This window comes from Streptomyces sp. BK208 (genome assembly GCF_004364245.1).
Taxonomy (GTDB): domain Bacteria; phylum Actinomycetota; class Actinomycetes; order Streptomycetales; family Streptomycetaceae; genus Streptomyces.
The window spans coordinates 62,521-80,461 of record NZ_SOAV01000017.1 but is presented as its reverse complement, the minus strand read 5'-3'; the positions used below and the strand labels follow the sequence as shown (position 1 = coordinate 80,461).

At 70.9% G+C, this 17,941-nt stretch carries 15 protein-coding genes; 10 read left to right on the top strand and 5 right to left on the bottom strand.

What is annotated here, in order from left to right; translation table 11 throughout:
• The first annotated feature begins 355 nt into the window (after window positions 1-355).
• The 7 genes from EV562_RS32490 (at window position 356) to EV562_RS32455 (ending at window position 9,867) form a co-directional block, all read left to right on the top strand.
• Window positions 356-1,951: an acyl-CoA oxidase gene (locus EV562_RS32490; protein ID WP_133890451.1), complete on the top strand. Its 1,596-nt coding sequence runs from the start codon at window positions 356-358 to the stop codon at window positions 1,949-1,951.
• Window positions 1,952-2,051: 100 nt separating this feature from the next.
• The gene (locus EV562_RS32485) at window positions 2,052-4,055 is read left to right on the top strand and encodes a hypothetical protein (protein WP_133890450.1); all 2,004 of its coding nucleotides are present in this window, start codon (window positions 2,052-2,054) and stop codon (window positions 4,053-4,055) included.
• A gap of 637 nt (window positions 4,056-4,692) precedes the next feature.
• A complete protein-coding gene (locus EV562_RS32475; protein ID WP_133890448.1) occupies window positions 4,693-5,931 on the top strand; it encodes a 3-deoxy-7-phosphoheptulonate synthase in 1,239 nt (412 codons plus the stop codon).
• A 27-nt stretch (window positions 5,932-5,958) separates the two neighbouring features.
• Window positions 5,959-7,164, top strand: a complete 1,206-nt coding sequence (locus EV562_RS32470) for a histidine decarboxylase (RefSeq protein WP_133890447.1) — start codon at window positions 5,959-5,961, stop codon at window positions 7,162-7,164.
• 120 nt (window positions 7,165-7,284) lie between these two features.
• Entirely contained in the window at window positions 7,285-7,893 is a 609-nt protein-coding gene (locus EV562_RS32465) for a DUF1349 domain-containing protein (protein ID WP_133890446.1), read from the top strand.
• 91 nt (window positions 7,894-7,984) lie between these two features.
• Window positions 7,985-8,701, top strand: a complete 717-nt coding sequence (locus EV562_RS32460) for a DsbA family oxidoreductase (protein WP_133890445.1) — start codon at window positions 7,985-7,987, stop codon at window positions 8,699-8,701.
• Window positions 8,702-8,772: 71 nt separating this feature from the next.
• Window positions 8,773-9,867, top strand: a complete 1,095-nt coding sequence (locus EV562_RS32455) for an aminotransferase class V-fold PLP-dependent enzyme (protein WP_133890515.1) — start codon at window positions 8,773-8,775, stop codon at window positions 9,865-9,867.
• 100 nt (window positions 9,868-9,967) lie between these two features.
• Here the strand turns inward: EV562_RS32455 and thpD are convergent, their stop codons facing one another.
• From thpD to EV562_RS32430, 5 genes are all read right to left on the bottom strand, one after another.
• The gene (gene thpD, locus EV562_RS32450) at window positions 9,968-10,867 is read right to left on the bottom strand and encodes an ectoine hydroxylase (protein ID WP_166662109.1); all 900 of its coding nucleotides are present in this window, start codon (window positions 10,865-10,867) and stop codon (window positions 9,968-9,970) included.
• Between the two features lie 6 nt (window positions 10,868-10,873).
• Window positions 10,874-11,272, bottom strand: coding sequence for an ectoine synthase (locus tag EV562_RS32445; protein ID WP_133890444.1), 399 nt, complete (start codon window positions 11,270-11,272; stop codon window positions 10,874-10,876).
• Between the two features lie 99 nt (window positions 11,273-11,371).
• Window positions 11,372-12,643, bottom strand: coding sequence for a diaminobutyrate--2-oxoglutarate transaminase (ectB, locus tag EV562_RS32440; protein WP_133890443.1), 1,272 nt, complete (start codon window positions 12,641-12,643; stop codon window positions 11,372-11,374).
• Window positions 12,644-12,754: 111 nt separating this feature from the next.
• Window positions 12,755-13,273, bottom strand: a complete 519-nt coding sequence (ectA, locus tag EV562_RS32435; protein ID WP_133890442.1) for a diaminobutyrate acetyltransferase — start codon at window positions 13,271-13,273, stop codon at window positions 12,755-12,757.
• Between the two features lie 326 nt (window positions 13,274-13,599).
• Entirely contained in the window at window positions 13,600-14,739 is a 1,140-nt protein-coding gene (locus EV562_RS32430; protein ID WP_133890441.1) for an aminotransferase class V-fold PLP-dependent enzyme, read from the bottom strand.
• Between the two features lie 199 nt (window positions 14,740-14,938).
• Here EV562_RS32430 and EV562_RS32425 point away from each other — a divergent pair, with 199 nt between their 5' ends.
• The 3 genes from EV562_RS32425 to EV562_RS32415 all read left to right on the top strand — a co-directional run bounded on the left by EV562_RS32425 (window position 14,939) and on the right by EV562_RS32415 (window position 17,654).
• Complete coding sequence (locus EV562_RS32425) at window positions 14,939-15,445, top strand: hypothetical protein (RefSeq protein WP_133890440.1); 507 nt, start codon at window positions 14,939-14,941, stop codon at window positions 15,443-15,445.
• Between the two features lie 10 nt (window positions 15,446-15,455).
• A complete protein-coding gene (locus EV562_RS32420) occupies window positions 15,456-16,547 on the top strand; it encodes an amidohydrolase family protein (RefSeq protein WP_133890439.1) in 1,092 nt (363 codons plus the stop codon).
• A gap of 186 nt (window positions 16,548-16,733) precedes the next feature.
• Window positions 16,734-17,654: an SCO1860 family LAETG-anchored protein gene (locus EV562_RS32415; protein WP_166662108.1), complete on the top strand. Its 921-nt coding sequence runs from the start codon at window positions 16,734-16,736 to the stop codon at window positions 17,652-17,654.
• Window positions 17,655-17,941 lie beyond the last annotated feature (287 nt).

Here is a 17,941-nt window from a genome sequence, read left to right as displayed (position 1 = left end):
CGGCCGGGGAGGCGCCCCGCGACACAGGGTGGCGTGGGCGCTGCGCCGGTCAGGGCGTTCAACGCGCGCACGCACGGCACGGCAGCCGGCGGCGTAGGCGTCGGGGGTGCCGGGCAACCGGGGGTTGAAGCCGTCCTCGCACCACGACACCCGCCGGAGGAACCTGTCGCCCGGACGTCCCGCCCACCGCACGTGCTCGGCACGCCAGGAGTGACACGCCGGCGCCCGGCGACCGCCGGTGGCGTTCCCTCCGGGCGCACTGCCTCGGCCCACAAACGGCTCGCGTGCTCATGCCGGCACGCACCGCTCGAGCTCGCCGTGCGACAAGGCCCCGAAAAGACGGAAGGTTTCGGACATGCCCGACCGCAGCAGCGCACTGCACAGGCTGATGTTCGGCGACCGGTGGGAGAAGGTGCACGAGCCGTGGCGGCGCTTCTACGACCAGGAGGATCTGTACGAACCCGTCCCGCCCGACGAGCAACTGAGGCGCGCCTACGCGTTGATGGAGCATGTGCCGGTCGACGAGCCCGAACGCTTCGTGCAGGACACCGAGAGGCTGATGGCCCTGCACGAGTGGGCGACCTGCGGAAGCCTCGCCACTGTGGCAGGGATCCACTACAACCTGTTCCTGGGGACGCTGGTGGACGCGGGACGGGACATCGGTGCCTTCCGCGGTCAGATCGGCACCTTCCTGTGCACGGAAGTGGAACACGGCAACGGGGCCGCGTTCATGGAGACGACCGCCACCTGGAACGGGCACGGGTTCGACCTGCACACGCCGCATGCGGGAGCGGCGAAGTTCATGCCCAACACCGGGCTGCTCGGGGGGCCCAAGACGGCGGTCGTCTTCGCGCGTCTGCAGATGCGCGAACGGGACGAGGGCGTCTTCGGTTTCGTCGTCCCCCTCCACGACGGTCACCGGTTCCACCCCGGTGTGCAGGTGCAGCCGCTCCCTTGGAAGGTGGGGCCTGCCGTCGATCACTGCCTCACGCGTTTCGACCACGTCCGTCTTCCTCCTGATGCGCTGGTCGAGGGCGAGCACGGCCGCCTGGACGGGGCCACCCTGGTCAGCGAGACGGGAGCACCCCACCGTTTCCTGAAGGCGATCCGCCGGGTGGAGAACGGCAAGCTGTGCATGATGGGAGTGGCCACCGGCGGTGCTCGCCAGTCTCTGGGCCTCTCGGTGCAGTACGCGAAGGAACGGCGAACCCGCTTCGTCGCCGCGGAGGACTGGCCTCTGTGGCGCATCCGAAGCCATTCCGACCGGCTGCTGGAGGCGATCGCCGACACCTGTGTGGCCTCGGCGTGGACCCGGACCCTGGTCGACATCCCGGCAGATCCCCTCACCCTGCTCGCCAAGGGATGGATCACCTGGCGGATGCGCCAGGCCATGTTGGAGGCCCGTGAGCGGTGCGGTGCCCAGGCGCTCTTCCCGGCGAACCTGATCACCGAGCGGCTGCTCTTCAACGAGGGCGCCATCACGGCGGAGGGTGACAACCTCGCTATCTGGGCCAAAGCCGGGCCGCTGCTCCTGGCCCAGGAACAGGAGCCTCCCGGTGGTGAGGGGGTGGAGGAGATCCCCGCCCTGGCCGAGGCTCTGACGCGCACTTCACTGGAGACGGCGATCAAGGAGGACGGGGGACGCAACCAGGCCGGCCCGCTCATGGACTACCTGAACGTCCGTGCGATGCGGGAGGCCGTCAGGTGCTTCCGGCCGCAGGACGAGACCACGGAGCTGCTGCTGCGGCTGTTCCTGGTGAAGGAGGCCGTTCCCTGGGTCGGTCGGCTGCTGGCCGAAGGCAGGATCGACCGTTCCGCCGCGCGGCGGCTGCCAAAGTTGCGGGCCGAGGCCCTTGACGCCCTTCATGGCCGCAGTGAGGACCTGGTGGCGGCGTTCCGCCTACCTGAGGGGATGGCCCGCCATGTGCCGATGCTGCACCGGACGTCCTGACCGTCGGGGTGACCGGAGAGCTGTCCGAGCCGCCGGTGACGATCGTCCGTACGGACGATCCTGAAGCCGTTCGGACCCTCGAAGGAGAAGGAGGAGGGCAATGACGCTGCCGAGCGGAGTGAAGGGCCGCAGGAGTGCCTCACGCAAGTTCAGGGGGCGCGTCCCGACCGCGGCCCTGGCCGCAGGATGTCTCGCCTGGGCCGTCCCCGCACCGGTCGCGGTTCCCGCGGACGGCTCCGCGAGCAAGGCGGGCGCGGCTCCGTTCTACGCGGTGCAGCGCGACGCCGTGCCGGTGCCGGCCGGGGTGATGCCGTGGGGCCCCACCTGGTTCCCGGACGGTCGGCACATCCTGTTCGAGGACTACAACGGCGGTCGGGAGTGGATCGCGGACGCGGACGGCGCCAACGCGCGCTGCCTGACCTGCTCCATGTCCGATCACCCTGGCGTCGTCGGCGGGTTCGCCTACGCGTTCCCCGACCGGAAGCGCATGTTCCTGGCCAACGAACTGGGCGACAACGTGAAGATCCTCGAATGCGCCCCCAGTCTGCTCGACTGTCGCAGCCACCAGTGGCTGCCGGTCGATCTGTCCGCCGATGCCGCTCCCGGCCAACGCAACCTCGGCCGGCGGACCTACCATCTGGCGCCTGACGGGGTCCACCTCGGGTACTCGATCACACGCCCGGACGGATTGGTCATGATCGTCGCCGCGCTGGAACGCGGCGTTTCGGACTACAGCCTGGCCGATCCGCGCGCGGTCAATCCCCCCGGACCGGCAGGCCCGACGGACACCGATCCGGACGGCTGGGCGAACGGCGGCTCGCTCCAGGAGTTCAAGTCCTTCGCGGACGGCGGGCGGTCGGCCGTGGTGCTGGCCGCACAGCCGGGAGGCATCCCGCAGCAGCAGAAGATCGACCTGCGCACCGGACGCGTGACCCAGTTGACCGGGTATCCGGACTGGAACGAGGACGGAGCTGTCTCGCCCGACAGCGATCTGCTGCTGACGGCGTCCTGGCGTACCCAGAACCGCATGACGGCCCTGGGTCTCCTGCCGCTGCCCCGGCCTTTCGTCAACCTGTCCCGGGCCATCGAGGCGATCTACTACGTGTCCAGCCGCCCCGGCTTCGCGTGCGACCTGCACCCGTGGTTACTGCCCGCCGGAGGCGACCGCAACGGACACCTCGTGGGCCAACCGCTCAACCCTTACGGCGGCGGCACGGACATCCCCGCGAACAACCTCTCCGGCCAGCAGGTGTGGAGCCCGGACTCGACCCGGGTTCTTCTCCAGGGGCGCTCCCTGGTCCCCCCGGCGGCGGGCGCCAACGCGTACGTACAGCAGAAGGGGACAGCCCCCAGCGAACTGGTCGTCGCCCGCATCAACCGCCCGCCCACCACTCCTGTGCCCACCGTCACCACGGAGGTCGGCTCCTGGGCGCCGACGCCGCAGGACTACCGGTCGAGCTACGACATGCCCGGAGTCCACGTGGTCAAGGGCAAAAGCTCCGGCACCGCTGTGATCACCCTTGGCGGAGACATCACCGGAGGGACCTTCTCCGTCCGCTACCAGGACTACAGCGACGACGGCGACTACTTCCTGAACGGCACGCAGACGGTTACCGGTACGGTCGCCGCCGAAGTGGTGATCGAGGACAACCTCGTCGCGACCGACGCGAAGGGTGCCAAGGCCGGGCATCTCAGGAGCGCGCTGCGGTACCGCCAGATCACGCCCAGGCCCGAGGACGGGCAGCCGGGCGTGGAGAAGGCCGGAACCGTCTCCTCGTCATGGCTGGGCAAGCGGGCCAACGGGCTGCCGCCGGTCGCAGCTTGTCCCGGCACGATGCCGAGGCCCTTCCAGCTCGCTCTGACGGTGACGTCGTCCTCGCCCCGGTCGACGATCAAGGCCCGGGTGACCGCCGACATCCACGGGGACGAGCGGCCGGTTCAGGGAGCCGCCGTACGGGTCGGCACAGATACCGCCGTGACCGGTCCCGACGGCACCGTCATCCTCCCCGCCCCCGCCGGACCACAGGAGACGGTCGAGGTGACCGCGACAGCCGGTGACACGTTTCTCCCGGCGAGGACGCCCCTCCCCGGGCCGTCCTCATGACCGGACGACGGCGGGCGGGGGTCCGATCGCGCTCACCGCACCCCGGCATCGTCCGACATTCACGGACGTCTCTTCGTTCGGCCGGAGTACGGCGTTCAACACGCGCACTCCGCCGACGGTGAGGTCCAGCGTCGTGGGCGCGATGCGAGGTAATCGGAGGAGGTGTCCCGCACCCGTGGGGATCCCCACACCAGCACGTGGCAGCGGGGCAGGTCGTATCCGTTGGGCCGGGACGTACAACGTCCCGCGCCTCGCATGAAAGAGGTCACGTCATCATGGGTTCTTCTGACCGCGGCCGTACCAGGGAACGAGGCGGCCCCCCGCCGGAGGCAGTCGGCTCGGGGACCGCCGAGGCACAGATCAGCGCTCTGCGCCTGCGAATCGATGAGCTGGACACGGTGGTGATCGGCCTGTTGCAACAGCGGGCACGCCTCTCCGCGGAGGTGCAGCGCACGCGGGTCGCCGATCAGGGATCGTCACTGGCACCCGACCGGGAGCAAGCAGTGCGGAGGCACTTCCAGAGCGGGCTGGGTGCACGCGGGGAGGACGTGGCCGACGCGGTGCTGTTGTTGTGCCGGGGCTTGCCGAACGCACCCCGGACGTCCGACACCGTCTCCAGCGTCAGGAGGGGAAGGAAGTGACCGGGACCGGCACACAGTCAGGCGTCTGTGACCTCCTCGAACCGCTCTCGGAGCGGGAACTGGCCGAGTGGCGCGGGATTCCCGCCCGCCAGCAGCCGGTGTGGGAGGACACCGGACGGGCCAGTGACGGCAGGCACCGGCTCACGGCCCTCCCTCCCCTTGTCCGGCCCGAGGAGATCGTCCAGCTCGGTCAGTTGCTCGACCGGTGTGCGAGTGGCGCGCTCAGCGTCGTTCAGGTGGGCAACTGCGCCGAAGAGCCAAGGGAATCGGATCCGCACTCCGTCGAGCGGATGGCGGGACTGATAGATGCGCTGGCCGCCACCTGGCAGCTCATCACAGGCAGGCAGGTCGTGCGCGTCGGCCGTATGGCCGGGCAGTACGCCAAACCGAGGTCGGAGCCCATGGAGACGGTCGAGGGCCGACAGATCGCCGTCTACCGCGGACACATGGTCAACCGTCCCGGAGCCACGGAAGGAGACAGGCGGCATCTCTCCGACCACATGATGGAGTGCTACCGCAGCGCAGGCCGCGTGTTGGCCGCACTGAACGACCGGCGCGACGAGCCGGCCTCCCTGTCGAAGATCTGGACCAGCCACGAAGCTCTCGTTCTCGACTACGAACTGGGCCTGCTGCGCCGAGATGCCATGGGCCGCTTGTTCTTGACGTCCACTCACTGGCCGTGGGTGGGCGAACGGACCCGCCAGATCGACCATGCCCACGTGCGGCTGCTGGCAGCGATCCACAACCCCGTTGCCTGCAAGATCGGTCCCTCCGCCACGCCCCGAGATGTCAGGAACCTGTGCCGTGTGCTCAACTCGCGGGGACAGCCGGGGCGTTTGACGCTGATCTCCCGCATGGGCGCGGAGAAAGTGGAAAAGATCCTGCCGCCTCTGGTCGCGGCGGCGCGTGACGCGAAGTGCCCGGTGCTCTGGATGTGTGATCCCATGCATGCGAACACTCGGCGACAAGAAGGCACCAAGATTCGTGTCGTCGAAGACATCACGACTGAACTCAGGCGGTTCCACCACTGCGTGACCGCGGCCGGCGGTGTACCGGCCGGCATCCACCTTGAGGCCACACCGGCCGATGTGGGCGAATGCGTGAGTGCGGGAGACGCTGCGCGGATGGATCCGCGGCGCTACACCACCCTGTGCGATCCCCGCCTGAATCCGATGCAGGCTCAAACCGTCCTGTGGGCCGCGGCGAGCGCTGTCGCCGGCGGACCGTGCAACTGAAACCGTCCGGGACAGAGGAGTAGTTCCGTGAAACCCACCGTCGCAGATGCCGACCTCACCATCGGAGGTCTCCCAAGGACCGCGGACGAACTCAAGGCCGACAGGACCATGCTGGAGGAGATGGCCGACGAGATGTATCGGGCGCGGGACCACATGGTCGGTTTTCCGGTGAACCTTGAATTCGACTATCGCCACCTGGCCCGATACCTGGCCGTCCACGGCAACAACGCGGGAAGCCCCTACGGCAGTACGGACTACCACCTGCACAGCAAGCGGTTCGAGCGGGCTGTGGTCGGCTTTTTCGCCGACCTCGCCGGTGCGCCTTCGGACGAGGTGTTCGGATATGTGAGCAACGGGGGAACGGAAAGCAACATCTTCGGTGTCTACGTCGGCAGGGAGCGCTTCCCGGACGCTGTTCTCTACGCCTCGGCTCAGGCCCACTACTCCATCCCGAAGATCGCGAGGCTGCTGCGCATGCAGTACGAACCCGTGGCCACGGACGCCGAAGGTGCCATGGACACGGACGTCTTACGAACCGCCCTGTCACAACACGGGACACGAGCGGCGGTGGTGGTTGCCACCATCGGCACCACGGGCCGGGGAGCCGTCGACGCCCTGCCAGGTGTCCAACGGGCTCTGACCGAGGCGGGGACATGTCGCGCTCACGTGCACGCCGATGCCGCGTTCGGTGGACTCCTGGCCGCTCTCGGGCCCCGCCCGGCCCCCTGGGGGTTCTCCGACGGAGCTGACTCCGTCGCCATCAGCGGACACAAGATGATCGGCAGCCCGATTCCCTGCGGTATCGTTCTCGCCCGTCATCGGCACGTTGAGACCGTCCGGGTGCACGACGCCGCGGTGGGGGCGGACGACGACACCATCAGCGGTTCCAGGGACGCCCTTTCCCCCGTGATTCTGTGGCAGGAACTCCGGCGACTGGGCCGACAGGGACTCGCGCAGCGGGTTCACGGGTGTCTGCGGACAGCGGAGTACGCGGAGAAGCGCCTCCGTGAATGCGGCATGCGGCCGGAGCGACCGCACAGGAACACCACTGTGCTCTTCGACGCTCCGCAGCAGGACGTGTGCGACCGCTGGAACCTGCTGCACGTCGAGGGGCGGACCCATCTGATCACCATGCCCCATGTCACCGAGGCGGACATCGACCGTCTCTGTGCGGACATCGCGCGCACGGAACGGCGCAGGCGCGTCACTACGAGCCCGCCGCCGAGTCCTTGAGGAACGTGCGGGGTTTCTCCTGGCGCAAAGGGGGAGTCGGCCGTCCGGGGCGGATGCCGGGGCCCTGGCGGATGAGGACCAGCAAGGCGGGCACCCGCCGGGGCCTGGGATGATCACACCATGACTCTCAGAATCGCCGAACTGCCTTTCGTTCTCCACCCCTACGGACCCGCCGGCGACTGGTCCTACGCCGACGGTGTGCTGACCGGAACCGCCGGGCCCCGCCAGGACCGGTTCGTGCCGCCCACCGGGGAGTCCCTGGAGTCCGTGTCCGACGCGCCGCGGCTGCTGGGGGCGCCCGACGGGGACTTCCAGCTGATCGCCCGCGTGTCCGTCGGCTTCGCCGGCGCCTTCGACGCCGGGGTGCTGTACGTGCACGTGGGGGAGCGGGCCTGGGCCAAGCTGTGCCTGGAGTACTCGCCGGACGTGCCCACCGTCTGCACGGTGGTCACCCGGGGCCACTCCGACGACTGCAACTCCTTCACCGTCGAGGGCGACTCCGTCTGGTTCCGCGTCAGCCGCACCGGACGGGCCTTCGCCTTCCACGCCTCCCTCGACGGGGAGCGCTGGACCTTCGTACGGCTCTTCACGCTGGGTGACGAGAAGGAGACGGGGGCGGCCCTGGTGGGCTTCCTCGCGCAGGCGCCCACGGGGGAGGGCTGCACCGTGAGGTACGACCGCCTGGAGTTCCGGCCGTCCTGGCCCGCGGACCTGCGGGACGGCAGCTGAGGGGCGGCGGGAATGGGCCCGGCTGGTTGAAGGTTCACGTACGAGGCGGAGAGGGCCTCCGCAGCCGTACGACCTGGAGAAGAGCCGAGACATGCGCGTCGAGATCTGGAGCGACATCGCCTGCCCCTGGTGCTACGTGGGCAAGGCCCGCTTCGAGAAGGCGCTCGCGGCCTTCCCGCACCGTGACGGGGTCGAGGTGGTGCACCGTTCGTTCGAGCTGGACCCTGGGCGGGCCAAGGACGACGTGCAGCCGGTGCTGACGATGCTCACCGCCAAGTACGGCATGAGCGAGACGCAGGCACAGGCGGGCGAGGACAACCTCGGCGCGCAGGCCGCCGCCGAGGGCCTGGACTACCGCACCCGGGGCCGCGACCACGGCAGCACCTTCGACATGCACCGGCTGCTGCACCTCGCCAAGGAGCGGGGCCGGCAGGAGGCCCTGCTCGACGCCTTCTACCGGGGCAACTTCGCCGACGAGCGCTCCGTGTTCGACGACGACGAGCGGCTCGTGGAGCTGGCCGCCGACGCGGGGCTCGACGAGGACGAGGCCCGCAAGGTGCTCGCCGACCCCGCCGCCTACGCCGACGAGGTGCGCGCCGACGAGCGCGAAGCCGCCCAGCTCGGGGCGACGGGGGTGCCGTTCTTCGTGCTCGACCGCGCCTACGGCGTCTCGGGCGCCCAGCCCGCCGAGGTCTTCGCCCAGGCACTGACGCAGGCGTGGGGCGAGCGCACGCCGCTGAAGCTGATCGACGACGGGGGCGACGCCGACGCCTGCGGCCCGGACGGATGCGCGGTGCCCCGGGGCTGAGGCGCCGGCCGTCGTCGCAGGTGGGACGGGTTTCATAAGCGATGCTTGGAGAACCCGCGGAGAAATACGCGATGGACGGGGAGGTCGCGGGACCGCACAGTGGTGCCATGGAGAGCTTCGAGATCCTCGTCCGTACCGAGTTCACCCCGAAGACCACGTACCTGAACACCGCGAGCACCGGTCTGCTGCCCGCCCGGACCGTCGGGGCGATGCGTGACGCGGCGGTGTCCGCGGCGGAGGGGAGGCCGCTCGACATGTTCGCCGACGTCGAGGCCTCCCGGGCCGCGTACGCCCGCCTCATGGGGGTCCCCGCCACCCGGGTGGCGACCGGCGCTTCGGTCGCCACCTTCAGCGGGCTGGTCGCCGCGTCGCTGCCCTCGGGAGCCGAAGTGCTCACCGCGGAGGCGGACTTCAGCTCCCTGGTGAACCCGCTGTACACACGCGGCGATCTGAAGGTGCGCAGCGTGCCGCTGGAGCGGCTGGCCGAGTCCGTGGGCCCGGACACCGCGCTCGTGGCGGTCAGCTCCGTGCAGTCGGCCGACGGGCGGATCGCCGACCTCGCCGCGCTGCGGGAGGCCGCGCGGGCGCACGGGGCGCGGACGCTGATCGACGCCTCCCAGGCGGGCGGCTGGCTGCCGACGGCGGCGGACGACTTCGACTACGTGACCGCCGTCGGCTACAAGTGGGTGCTGTGCCCGCGCGGCGTCGCCTTCCTCGTGGTGCCGGAGGACCTGGGCGCGGCGGCCGGGCTGAGGCCGCTGTTCGCCGGGTGGGCGACCGGCGAGCACCCCTGGGACTCCTGCTACGGCCCCGTCGAGGAACTCGCGCACTCCGCCCGGCGGTTCGACGAGAGCCCCGCCCTGTTCTCGTACACCGGAGCCCGGCACTCCCTGGCCCTGGTCGAGGAGCTGGGCGTGGACGCCGTGCACGCGCACGACACCGCTCTCGCCGACCGGTTCCGCGCGGGGGTGCGCTCACTGGGCCACGAGCCGGTGCCCGCGCCGGGCTCCGCGATCGTGTCCGTGCCGGGGCTCGGCCACCGGCAACGCGGTCTCGGCGAGGCCGGTGTCCAGGTGTCCGACCGGGCGGGCAACCTCCGGGCCGCCTTCCACGTGTACAACACCGAGGCCGACGTGGACCGGTTGCTGGACGTACTGGCGGGCTGAGAGCGCATCCGCCCGGCGGGCCGGGAAGAATCCGCGGACAGCACCGGGCAGGGGCCTCCCGTCCCACACGAAGAGGCCCCTGCCCGAGATCAGTCGCGGGTCACCGCACCGGGGTGAAGTCCCGCGCGCCGATGAACTCCGGCCGCCGGATCGGTGCCGCGAACGGCTCCACGGCCGTGTTCTCCACGCTGTTGAACACGATGAACACGTTGCTGCGCGGGAAGGGCGTGATGTTGTCGCCCGAACCGTGCATGCAGTTGCAGTCGAACCAGGTCGCCGAGCCGGCCTTGCCGGTGAACAGCTTGATGCCGTACTCGGAGGCCATCTTCGTCAGCGCCTCGTCGGACGGCGTCCCCGCGTCCTGCATCTGCAGGGACTTCTTGTAGTTGTCCTTCGGCGTGGCCCCCGCGCACCCGAGGAACGTCTTGTGCGACCCCGGCATGATCATCAGACCGCCGTTGGTGTCGTAGTTCTCGGTGAGCGCGATCGAGACCGAGACGGTGCGCATGTTGGGCAGGCCGTCCTCGGCGTGCCAGGTCTCGAAGTCCGAGTGCCAGTAGAAGCCGCTGGCACCGAAGCCGGGCTTCACGTTGATCCGCGACTGGTGGACGTAGACGTCCGAGCCGAGGATCTGTCGGGCCCGTCCGACCACGCGCTCGTCGCGCACCAGCTTCGCGAAGACCTCGCTGATCTTGTGCACCTCGAAGACCGACCGGATCTCCTTGGACTGCGGCTCGACGATCGAGCGCTCGTCCGCGCGGACGGCCGGGTCCGTGGTGAGGCGCTGCAGCTCCCGCTGGTACTCGGCCACCTCGTCCGGCCCGATGAGCTGGTCCACGGCGAGGAAGCCGTCGCGCTCCAGCGACTGGAGGTCACCGGCCGACACGGGGCCCGGGGTGTCGGGGCTGCCCCAGACCACCGGGTCCTGCCGGGGGGTGGCCACCTCGGTGGCACCGCGGGTGGGGTACAGATCGGTGATGTTCGTGGTCGTGATGGTCACGATGACTCACACCTCCTCGGTGAGCAGCGGGTAGACGCCGTTCTCGTCGTGATCCTCCCGTCCGGTGACGGGCGGGTTGAAGACACAGATGCAGTGGAAGTCCTCCTTGACCTTGAGCGTGTGCCGCTCGTGGCCGTCGAGGAGGTACATCGTGCCCGGCGTGATGTGGTACGTCTTCCCCGTCTCGCGGTCGGTCAACTCGGCGTCGCCCTTGGTGCAGACGACGGCCTCGATGTGGTTGGCGTACCACATCGACGTCTCGGTTCCCGCGTACAGGATCGTCTCGTGCAGGGAGAAGCCGACCTTCTCCTTGGCGAGGACGATCCGGGTGCTTTCCCAGGTGCCGGTCGCGCTCTTCACGTGCCGGTCGGTGCCTTCGAACTCCTTGAACGAACGGACGATCACGGTGTTGCGATGCCTCCTAGGTGAGGGATGTGCAGGGGTCCCCGGCGCCCGCGGCCGCGGGCCGAAGGCGCCGGAAGCGGGGGTGGTGGCGCGGGACGGTCAGGCCGTCTCGCGGACGGCCCGGGCGAGGGTCTTCATGCCCTCGTCCAGCTCGTCGGGCGTGATGGTGAGGGCCGGCAGCAGCTTGACGACCTCGCTCTCGGGGCCGGACGTCTCGATGAGCAGCCCCAGCTCGAAGGCGCGCTTGGCGACCCGGCCCGCGCGGGCCTTGTCGTGGAACTCCAGGCCCCAGACCAGACCGCGGCCCCGGTACTCCTTGACGTCCGCGAGGTTCTCCTCGGTGATGGCGATCATGTGCTGCTCGACCTGCTCGCCGCGCTTGCGGGTCTGCTTCTCCATCGCCGAGCCGTCGGCCCAGTACGCCTCCAGCGTGGCGGTCGCCGTGACGAAGGCGGGGTTGTTGCCGCGGAAGGTGCCGTTGTGCTCGCCCGGCTCCCAGACGTCCAGTTCCGGCTTGAACAGGCACAGCGACATGGGCAGGCCGTAGCCGCTGATCGACTTGGAGACGGTGACGATGTCCGGCGTGATGCCCGCCTCCTCGAAGGAGAAGAAGGCGCCGGTACGGCCGCAGCCCATCTGGATGTCGTCGACGATGAGCAGCATGTCCTGGCGCTCGCACAGGTCGGCCAGGGCACGCAGCCACTCGGCCCGGGCGACGTTGATGCCGCCCTCGCCCTGCACCGTCTCGACGATCACGGCGGCCGGCTTGTTGAGGCCGGAGCCCTGGTCCTCCAGCAGCCGCTCGAACCACATGAAGTCCTCGACGGTGCCGTCGAAGTAGTTGTCGAACGGCATGGGCGTGCCGTGCACCAGCGGGATACCGGCGCCGGCCCGCTTGAAGGCGTTGCCGGTCACGGCGAGCGAGCCGAGCGACATGCCGTGGAAGGCGTTGGTGAAGGACACGATCGACTCGCGCCCCTTCACCTTCCGCGCCAGCTTCAGCGCGGACTCCACGGCGTTGGTGCCCGTCGGGCCCGGGAACATGACCTTGTACGGCAGGTCGCGCGGCCGCAGGATGGTGTTCTGGAACGTCTCCAGGAAGCGGCGCTTGGCGGTGGTCGACATGTCGAGACCGTGCGTGACGCCGTCCCGCTCCAGGTAGTCGATCAGCGCGCGTTTGAGGACCGCGTTGTTGTGCCCGTAGTTGAGCGAGCCCGCGCCGGCGAAGAAGTCGAGGTACTCGTGGCCGTCCTCGTCGTACATGCGGCTGCCGACCGCACGGTCGAAGATGGTGGGCCAGCCGCGGCAGTAGCTGCGCACCTCGGACTCGACGGTCTCGAAGACACTGAGGTCGGGCTGGGTGATGGTCACGACTAATCGCTCCTCGTGGGGTGAGGGGGGAGAGGCAGGTCGTACGGATCCGGTGGGACCGGTCGCGGTCCCGGCCGGGAAGTTCGGGGGAGCCGGCGAGGGGCCGGACGGTCAGCCGCGGGCCGGGCCGGTGAGCGGGCCTATGCGGTACAGGACCTCGGGCTCGTGGGGCCCGTCGGGGAACTCGTCCGTGTCGAAGAGGACTTCGCGCTCCAGACCGGCGCCGTGGCGCTCGGCGAACGAGGTGAACAGCCGCTGGGACGCTGTGTTGTCGGGGGAGATGGTGGTCTCCAAGGTCGTCGTCCCGCACTCCGCGAGGGTCCGTGCGGCGAGCCCGTCGAGCATCGCAGCCGCGAGCCTTCGACCACGGTAAGCCTCGTCCACCGCCACCTGCCACACGAGCAGCGTGTCGGGCCGGTCGGGCCGTACGTAGCCGGTCACGAAACCCACTGGCACGCCGTGCCCGTCGCGGGCGACGGCCGAGGTCGCCGCGAAGTCACGGCACCAGAGCAGATAGCTGTAGGACGAGTTCACGTCGAGGACCTTCGAGTCCTTGGCTATCCGCCACAGGGCGGCCCCGTCGGCCACTCTCGGACGATCGATTTGCAGGTCTGCTTGCACGGCAGTCATGCAAATGAAATTACCCAGCGAAATTCGAAATTGCATCGCCGGACGGGGTTACGTGTAAGCGGTCCTTGTGATATCACGCGGGCGCGTGCCACCGCGCGAAACGTCGACACTTTGGGATGATTTGACCTGGAGGAAGGCCGCAAATCGGTCAGCATGTGTAACGGGTCACAATCGTGTAACCTGTGCGCCGCGTGTCCGAAATGCCGGTCCGGAACTTATCGAAATCTTAGCGTTTAGGTCCCGGAAAAGCGGGCAGAAGAACACGGATGGCTCTACTCAAAAGAATTGCCGAATTCATTCTGATGGCTTCGGCAAATTCACGGAATTCAGGCTCCGGAAAGACCCGCGCCGTTCGCGCCGTCCTGATCGGCCCAGGACGCCTCGACGGCGCGCCGGGCCGCGCCCGGGTCGGTGGCCGCCCCGGTCTCGGCCAGTGCGGCACCCAGTGCCGCCAGGCAGCTCTCCACGACGCCCGGCGTGGCGTCCGGACCGTAGTGGTTGACCCGGACCATCTCCCGGGCCAGCGCGCCCCCGCCCGCGGCCAGCGGCAGCGCGGGGTCGGACTCCAGGGCCCGGGCCACCAGGCGTGACGCGTCGGTGCCCGGGGGCACCCGCAGCGTCGTCGCGACCGGCGCCGCGTCCCGCGCCTCCCGGACGTACGGCTCCAGGCCGCCGCCCAGCGCCAGCGCGCCGGCCCGGGTGGCCGCCGCGGCGGACGCGTGGCGCGCCATCACCGTCCGGGGCCCCTCCGTCTCGATGCGCTCGACGCACGCCTCCAGCGCCAGCATCTCCAGCTGCGCCGGCGCGTGCAGCAGTGCCTTGCGCCCGCCGTCGATCCAGCGCTCCTTCCAGTCGAGGAGCGACAGGTACGAGCGCCGCGGGGCGTTCGGGTTCGCCGCCATGCGCGCCCAGGCCCGCTCGCTCACCGACACCGCCGACACCCCGGCCGGTCCGCCCATCGCCTTCTGCGCGCCGATGACGCACAGGTCCACGCCCCACGCGTCCGGCAGCACCGGCTCGGCGCCCACGGAGGCCACCGCGTCCAGGTAGAACAGCGCGCCGTGCGCCCGCACCGCCTCACCGATCTCCGCGACCGGATTGGTGTTGCCGGTCGCCGCCTCGGCGTGCACCAGGGACACGAAATCGATCTCCGGGTGCTCGGTGAGGGCGCGGCGGACCTCCTCGGCGGAGACGGCCCGGTGGAACGGCACCGCGAGGTCGTGCACGGTCGCGCCGCAGTCCCGCAGCCAGTCCCCGAAGGTCTGCCCGTACGGCCCCGTGACGATGTTCAGCGCGACGGTGCCGGGGCCCGCGGCGGCGCGGATGGCGCCCTCCAGCGGCAGCAGCGCCTCGCCCTGCATGACCACCACGTCCTGGCCGGTGCCGAGCAGGCGCGCGATCCGGTCCTCGATCGCGGCGAAACGGCCGGCGGTCAGCGGGGCGAGGTCCAGGAGCGGGTGGGTCACGGCGGTGCTCTCTTCGGTGCGGCGGTGGTACGTGACGCGGGGTGCGTCGCGTACGGACGCGGTACGTCGCGTACGGAGTCGAGAGTAACCATGGCACCCGTCGGCACTCGCGCCGGAGTGCTTCCGTTGCGACACCCCCACGCCCGGAATTGTGGCTTCCGCTACAGCCGCGGCGGTGACCGTCTGATGAACTGGGCCCGTGTTCCTGGTACTTGTGCTGGTCGTGGTGGTCGCCGTGGTGGCGGCCTTCGGTCTGACCGGTCACGGCGCGAGCGTCCTGGCCGCCCGCCGCGCCCGGGGCCCGGGCGCCGGGCCGCCGCTGCACGCCCTCGCCGCGTTCGCCGGCGCGGCCGCCCTCGCGGTGTACGCCTGGGGGTTGCTGCACGTGACCGGCGCCGTCATGGAGTCCGGCGGCGGCGCGAGTTCCGCACCGGCGCCGCCCTGCCGCACGCCCGGGCACGAGGAGCGGGCCCTGAACGTCGTCGACCAGTCCGTCTCCTTCCTGCCGCTGGGCTTCGTCTGCGAGACCACCGGCGGCGGCGACTACACCAGCGACGACGTCCCCGGCTACGTCAACCCCGTTACCGCCGTCCTCGCGCTCGCCGCCGTCGCGAGCGCCGTCGGGGCCGGGTACGCGTCCGCACCGCGCGCCCGCGCGGCGGCCGCCGGTGACCGGGCCCCGGACGCGGGCTCGGGCACCGTCTAGGGTGCGGGACATGAGGGATCGCGCGGTGCTGCACGTGAAGGGGCGGGTGCTCGTCGGACCGGAGGAGGTCCGGGACGAGTTGTGGGTGGTGGACGGCCGGATCACGTACGACCGTCCCACGGGCGCCGCCGACGTCCGCACCGTCGAGGGGTGGGCGCTGCCCGGACTGGTCGACGCGCACTGCCACGTCGGCCTGGACCGGCACGGGGCCGTGCCCGAGGACGTCGCCGAGAAGCAGGCGCTGACCGACCGCGAGGCGGGCACCCTCCTCATCCGCGACGCGGGCTCGCCCTCGGACACCCGCTGGATCGACGACCGCGAGGACCTCCCGAAGATCATCCGGGCCGGCCGGCACATCGCCCGCACCCGCCGCTACATCCGCAACTACGCCTGGGAGGTCGAGCCGGAGGACCTCGTCGCCTACGTCGCCCAGGAGGCCCGGCGCGGCGACGGCTGGGTGAAGCTGGTCGGCGACTGGATCGACCGCGACCTCGGCGACCTGTCGGCCTGCTGGCCGCGCGGCGCCGTCGAGGCGGCCATCGCCGAGGCGCACCGTCTGGGCGCCCGCGTCACCGCGCACTGCTTCGCCGAGGACTCCCTGCGCGACCTGGTCGAGGCCGGCATCGACTGCGTCGAGCACGCCACCGGGCTCACCGACGACACCATCCCCCTCTTCGCCGAGCGCGGGGTCGCCATCGTGCCCACGCTCGTCAACATCGCCACCTTCCCGGCCCTGGCCGACGGCGGCGAGACCCGCTTCCCGCGCTGGTCGGCCCACATGCGCCGGCTCCACGAACGCCGCTACGACACCGTGCGCAACGCCTACGACGCCGGTATCCCGGTCTTCGTCGGCACCGACGCGGGCGGCGCCCTCGCCCACGGACTGGCCGGGGCCGAGGTCGCCGAACTGGTCACCGCCGGCATCCCGCCCGTCGAGGCGCTCGCCGCGACGACCTGGGCGGCCCGCCGCTGGCTGGGCCGTCCCGGCCTGGACGAGGGCGCACCGGCGGATCTGGTGGTGTTCGAGCGGGACCCGCGCGCGGACGTGCGCGTGCTCGGCGCTCCGCGCCGGGTGGTGCTCAACGGGCGGGTCGTCGGTTAGCCGACGGGAGTGACACCGGGGAACGTCTGTACCGGAGGATTCGAAAAGGTTCGCCAAAACCCCACGAAGGGGTGAAGTGCCCTGGGTTCGCTGACGGTTCGGCGGACCCGGGGACATTCTGTCCGGGTCCCAAGCACGTCGCTCATGCGTGCCTCGCACGCATGTCTCACTGGGGGTCCCACCACCTTGAACGGCAACACCTTCCGCATGCCCGCACGCCGTCTCACCACCGTCGCGGCGGCCACGGCCCTGGCCGTCGGTCCCGTGGTCCTGGCCGGCCCGGGACAGGCCCACGCGACCGGTGACCACGGCCGCGCGAGCGCCGCCGTGCTGCGCACCGGGCTCGACGTCTCCCTGCTCGACAAGACCGTGAACGTCCCGCTCGCGGTCACCCTCAACGAGGTGCAGGCACCCGAGAGCGCCGAGAAGACCGCGCTCACCGTCCGGCTGGACGGCGTCGGCGGCGGAAAGCCCTTCAGCGTCCTGCGCGCCGACGTCGCCGAGGCCAGGGCGACGGCCACCGCCGGGAAGAGTGAGGGCAGCACGACCCTGGCCCGCGCCAGGCTGCACCTCCCCGGCCTGCCGCTGCTCTCGGTGGTCGAGGTGCGGGAGGTCACCGCGCGGGCGACCTGCGAGGCCGGGAAGAAGCCGGTCGCCGACGCCGACCTGCTGGGCCCCGTGACGGTCCTCGGCAAGAAGGTCACGCTGACCGCGGGCGGCACGACCGACGTGAAGGTGCCCGGCGTCGGCGAGGTACGCCTCGACCTCTCGGCGCGGGAGACCACCTCCCGCACGGCCGCCGCCACCGCGCTGCGGCTCAAGGTCTCCGTCAACCCCCTCGACCTGAACGTCGCCGAGGTCGAGGGCACCGTGTCCCTGGCCGAGGCGACGTGCGAGTCCCCGGCCGCCCCCGCGGACGAGCCCGAGCAGCCCCCGGCGAAGGCCGACCGGCCCCCGGCGGAGGTGAAGCCCCAGGGCGCCCGCGCCGAGGCGGACCTCGCCGAGACCGGCGGCAACTCGTCGACGCCGTACGTGGCGGCGGGCGCCGCGGTCCTGGTCCTGGCGGGCGGCGGGGCTCTGACCCTGGCCCGGCGCAGGCGCGGCTGAGCGCGGGTTCCGGCCGGGGCGGTGGCCCGTCGGGCGTGTCCCGGCTGCGGCCGCCACGGTCCCGGCTGCCGTCCCGGCTGCCGTCGACGCCGTACGTCGCGGTCGGCGCGGCGGTCCTGGTCCTGGCGGGTGGCGGGGCTGTGCGTCCTGGCCCGGCGCAGGCGGGGCTGATCGCGGGGTTTCGGCCGGGGTGGTGGCCCGTCGGGCGTGTCCCGGCTGCGGCCGCCACGGTCCCGGCTGCCGTCCCGGCTGCCGTCGACGCCGTACGTCGCGGTCGGCGCGGCGGT